This is a genomic window from Streptomyces sp. OfavH-34-F, assembly GCF_022347745.1.
In the GTDB taxonomy this organism is placed as follows: Bacteria; Actinomycetota; Actinomycetes; order Streptomycetales; family Streptomycetaceae; genus Streptomyces.
Genome location: NZ_JAKRGC010000419.1, coordinates 1 through 4,477 on the forward strand (window position 1 = coordinate 1; position 4,477 = coordinate 4,477).

The 4,477-nt window shown below is 75.2% G+C and carries 3 protein-coding genes; 2 read left to right on the plus strand and 1 reads right to left on the minus strand.

Annotation, left to right across the window (positions count from 1 at the left end; genetic code table 11):
• Positions 1 to 13: 13 nt before the first annotated feature.
• Positions 14 to 1,222 carry a Glu/Leu/Phe/Val dehydrogenase dimerization domain-containing protein gene (locus tag MHW47_RS32415; protein WP_239227427.1) on the minus strand — a complete coding sequence of 403 codons (1,209 nt, stop codon included), beginning with the start codon at positions 1,220 to 1,222 and terminating at the stop codon, positions 14 to 16.
• 320 nt (positions 1,223 to 1,542) lie between these two features.
• Between MHW47_RS32415 and MHW47_RS32420 the strand changes: the two genes are divergently transcribed.
• Together MHW47_RS32420 and MHW47_RS32425 are read left to right on the plus strand one after the other, a co-directional pair.
• A complete protein-coding gene (locus MHW47_RS32420; protein ID WP_239227428.1) occupies positions 1,543 to 2,805 on the plus strand; it encodes an MBL fold metallo-hydrolase in 1,263 nt (420 codons plus the stop codon).
• Between the two features lie 234 nt (positions 2,806 to 3,039).
• Positions 3,040 to 4,477, plus strand: a 1,438-nt coding sequence (locus tag MHW47_RS32425) for a sensor histidine kinase KdpD (RefSeq protein ID WP_239227429.1), incomplete at its 3' end; no start/stop codon positions are given.

The window sequence follows — 4,477 nt, forward strand, 5'->3', positions numbered from 1 at the left end:
GCGGGCGTGGTGGTCAGCGGTACCAGCCGAAGCGTTCGGCCATCACCGGCAGCCGGTCGGCGGCCACGGCGTGCGCCGCCGCACGCGGGGTGCTTCCCTCCGCGGCCGCGCGGGCCAGCACCAGCCCGACCAGCTCCCGCATCGCGCGCCGGGTGTGGGCGAAGGCCTCGTCCGCGTCGGCCCCGATGTCCCCGAAGAGCGTCCACCACCACCAGGCGTTGGTGCCGGAGTTGGCGACCACGTCGGGCAGGACGGTGATCCCGCGCGCCGCGAGCAGGGCCTCGGCCTCCGGCAGCACCGGCATGTTGGCGGCCTCGACGACCCAACGGGCCGTGATCCCCGCCTGGTTCGAGGCGTCCACGGCGTAGGACACGGCGGCCGGCACCAGCACCTCCGCGTCCTGGACGAGCCAGGCGTCGCCGGGCAGCTCCCGGTCACCGGCGCGCAGCGCGCCCCGGTCCACCGTGCCGTGCGCGTCCCGCGCGGCGAGCAGCGCCTCCACGTCGAGCCCGGCCGGGTTCGCGATCGTGCCCTTGATGTCGGCGACGGCGACCACCCGGAGTCCGGCGCGGGACAGGAAGCGGGCGGTCGCCCCGCCCATCGTGCCCAGACCCTGGATCGCCACCCGCGCGCCCCGGTGGCCGACGCCGTCCCGGTCCAGCGCGGCCAGCACCGCCTCGGCGACGCCGCAGCCGCCCACCAGTTCGTCCAGGCCGATGCCGTCCACCTCCAGCGCGAAGGCGTCGGCGAGTCTGCGGCGGGCGGCCGCCTCGTCCTCCAGCAGCGGATAGACGGCCTGCACGGTCGACACCAGACCCGCCTCCGCCGCCGCGCGGTCCACCAGGTCCTGGGAGAGGCCCAGGTCCTCGCCCGTCGTCCAGACGTTCTCGATGTAGGGGCGCATCGCCCGCAGATAGCGCACCAGCACGCCGTACGCGGCCGGGTCGCGCGGGTCGCAGTCGATGCCGCCCTTGGCGCCGCCCAGCGGTATGTAGCGGGCGCCGGGCCGGTCCGCGTCGAAGTGGAGGGCCTCCTTCATCGTCATGCCCCGCGCCAGTCCCGTAACCTCCTCCAGCGTGCAGCCGGGCCGCATCCGCAGCCCGCCGCTCGACACCCCGCGCACCAGCCGGTCCACCACGAGGTGCCCCTGGCAGCCGGTGGCGTGGTCGGTCCAGGTCAGCGAGATGAGCGGGGCGGGCGGGGACACCGGAGGCGTCGTCATCGGGCGTGCTCCTCGGTCACTGTCGGCGGACGGTCCCAGCGGGTACCGGAACCCAGTACTGAACCGCCGGTCAGTATCGGGAGGCGGGGCGCCCCCTGTCAACGCGGCGGACACCGCCCCGCCGCCCGGTGGCCGGAACGCGCCGCCGCCCCGCCCCGACCCGAAGGAGCGGCCACGACCACCCCGGCGGCGGAATCCTCCGGCCGCTTCCTTCGTTGCACGAGCGGCCGGAGCGGGGCGCCTCCGCATGGGTGCACCGCTCTCGCACAGCAGTGCCCGCTGCCCATAATTGAGACGACACCGACTCCCCTGGAGACCCCGTGACCGGCGCCGACCACCCGCTTCCGCCGCGCGCCCGGCTGCGCGCGCTGCGCCCCGCCGCCTTCGGGGCCGATCCGGACGGCGCCCGGATGGAGCGCATCCGCCGGTCCCCCCACTTCGCCGACGGTGCCTTCCGCAACCCGGTGGGGGCCCGGATCAGGCCCTCCGGCTCCACCCTGGAGTTCGCGCGCGTCTACTTCCGCAAGGAGGAGCGGGCCCTCCGGGCGCCCGCCGCCCCCGTGCCCGTGCACCCCACGACGCTGGCCGACCTCGCCACGCCGCCCGCGTCGGGGCTCCGCATCACCTGGATGGGCCACTCCAGCGTCCTGGCCGAGATCGACGGCCGGCGCGTGCTGTTCGACCCGGTCTGGGGCGAACGCTGCTCCCCGTTCGCCTTCGCCGGCCCGCGCCGGCTGCACCCGGCGCCGGTGCCGCTCGGCGCCCTGGGACCGGTCGACGTCGTGGTGATCTCGCACGACCACTACGACCACCTGGACCTGCCGACGATCCGCGCCCTGGCCCGTACCGACACGGTCTTCGCCGTCCCGCTCGGCGTCGGTGCCCACCTGGAGAGCTGGGGCGTCGCGCCCGGCCGGCTGCGGGAACTCGACTGGAACGAGACCGCGACCGTCGGCGGGATCGCCCTCACCGCCACCCCGGCCCGCCACTTCTGCGGACGCGGCCTGCGCAACCGGCAGCACACCCTCTGGGCGTCCTGGGCCGTGGCCGGGCCCGAACACCGGATCTACCACAGCGGCGACACCGGCTACTTCCCCGGCTTCCGGACCATCGGCGCCGAACACGGGCCCTTCGACGCCACCATGATCCAGATCGGCGCGTACAGCCAGTACTGGTCCAGGAACTCCACGGACAGCCGACCGGAACCGGGTGCCTGGCCCGATATCCACATGAGCCCCGACGAGGGCGTGCGCGCCCACCTCGACCTCCAGGGCGACGACCCCGCCGCCGGGGTCATGCTGCCGATCCACTGGGGGACGTTCAACCTCGCCCTGCACCCCTGGGCCGAGCCCGCCGAGTGGTCGATGCGCGCCACCCGGTCCGTGGGCGTCACGATGGCCGCCCCGCGCCCCGGCCTCCCCTTCGAGCCCGCGGACCCGCCGCCCGTCGAGCCGTGGTGGCGTGCCGTCGCCGTCGAACCGGCCCCCGGCTGGGGCAACTGGCCCCCGGTCCACGTCCAGCTCCACGACCCGGCCGGCGACGCCGCCCCGGAACCGGGCCGGGACAGGGAACCTCAGATCTGAGACCTGGGAATCGTTCTCCCGTACGAGCGCTCATACCAGAGCGGGACGGATGGCGGGCAAGTTCCCCAACTGCCCCGCACGCCCGCACTTCTGCCGACTACCGTGTGTGCCCGGTGATCAACGGTGGGCTCATATTTCTCCGGGCCCGCCCGGCCGATGACCCGAAATGCCCGAACACCGTAGGCGCCATCACAGGAACGCAGATGCCTGGGGCCCCACGTACCGAGGACGCTGATGTCTCAACTTCGCGCACCCGACGCGCGACCGGAACGACGAGAGGGCGGGCGGCACGGCCGACCGGGTGCCCGTTCCCACTCGGCGGTGGCCGGACCGCGCGCCACCCGCCCGGCCCCCGAGGCGCGCATACGCCCCCAACTCCTGCGCACCGCCGTGCTGCCGGCCCTCGCGGTCGCCCTGGCCGGCGCCGCGGCCGTCATCTTCACCGCCCGCGCGGGCCACGCCCGCCCGTCCACCGAACTGTGGACCGCCCTGGGGGCCGCGGGGGCGCTCGCCCTCGGCGCGATCGGCGCCGCCTTCCTGGCCGCCAACCGGGCCGCCACCACGGTCCTCGGCCGCTGCCTGGCGCTGCGCCGCAGCAGCGTCCAGAGCCAGGCGGAGCTGCAGCGCGCCGTGGAGCAGCTGCGCAACGGCGAGCCCGTGCCGGCCCGGCGCGCCCCGCAGAACCAGCCGCCCGGCGGCGACCCCTTCGAACTGCTCGCCCAGGAAATGGCGCGCCAGCAGGAAGGGGCCGTGGCCGCAGTCGTCGAGGCGTCCCGGCTTGCCGAGCCGAGCGGCGAGGACCAGAAGGTCGAGGTCTTCGTCAACCTCGCCCGCCGCCTCCAGTCGCTCGTGCACCGCGAGATCCAGTTGCTGGACGAGCTGGAGCACGAGGTCGAGGACCCGGACCTGCTCAAGGGCCTGTTCCACGTCGACCACCTGGCCACCCGCATCCGCCGGCACGCCGAGAACCTCGCCGTCCTCGGCGGCGCCGTCTCCCGCAGGCAGTGGAGCAACCCGGTCACCATGACGGAGGTGCTGCGCTCGGCCATCGCCGAGGTCGAGCAGTACCCGAGGGTCAAGCTCGTCCCCCCGATCGACGGCACCCTGCGCGGCCACGCCGTCGCCGACGTCATCCACCTCCTCGCGGAACTCGTCGAGAACGCCACGGTGTTCTCCGCCCCGCACACCCAGGTCCTGCTGCGCGCCCAGCACGTCACCGCGGGCCTCGCCCTGGAGGTGGAGGACCGGGGCCTCGGAATGCCCGGCGAGGAGCAGAAGCGGATGAACGCCCTGCTCACCGACCCCGACCAGGTCAACGTCGCCCGGCTCCTCCAGGACGGCCGCATCGGCCTGTTCGTCGTCGCCTCGCTGGCCCGGCGCCACGGCATCGCCGTACGCCTGCAGAGCAACATCTACGGAGGCACCCAGGCGGTCCTCGTCCTCCCGCAGACCCTGCTCGGCGCCGACGAGGACACCGCCGACCGGACCGGCGAGACCCCGGCCCCGCCCCCCGGCCCCGTGCACCGCCCGCCACCCCTGGAGGACGGCACGGCCCAGGCGGCCACCCCGTCCCGGGCCCAGGCCCCGCACACGCAGGCCGCGCACGTCCAGGCCCCGCACATCCAGGCCGCGCACACCCCGGTCCCGGCGGCCGATGCCGTCCCGGCCACCG

Coding starts and splice junctions, on each gene's coding strand:
- MHW47_RS32415 (WP_239227427.1), bottom strand. CDS start 1,222: ATGACGACGCCTCCGGTGTCCCCGCCCGCCCCGCTCATCTCGCTGACC.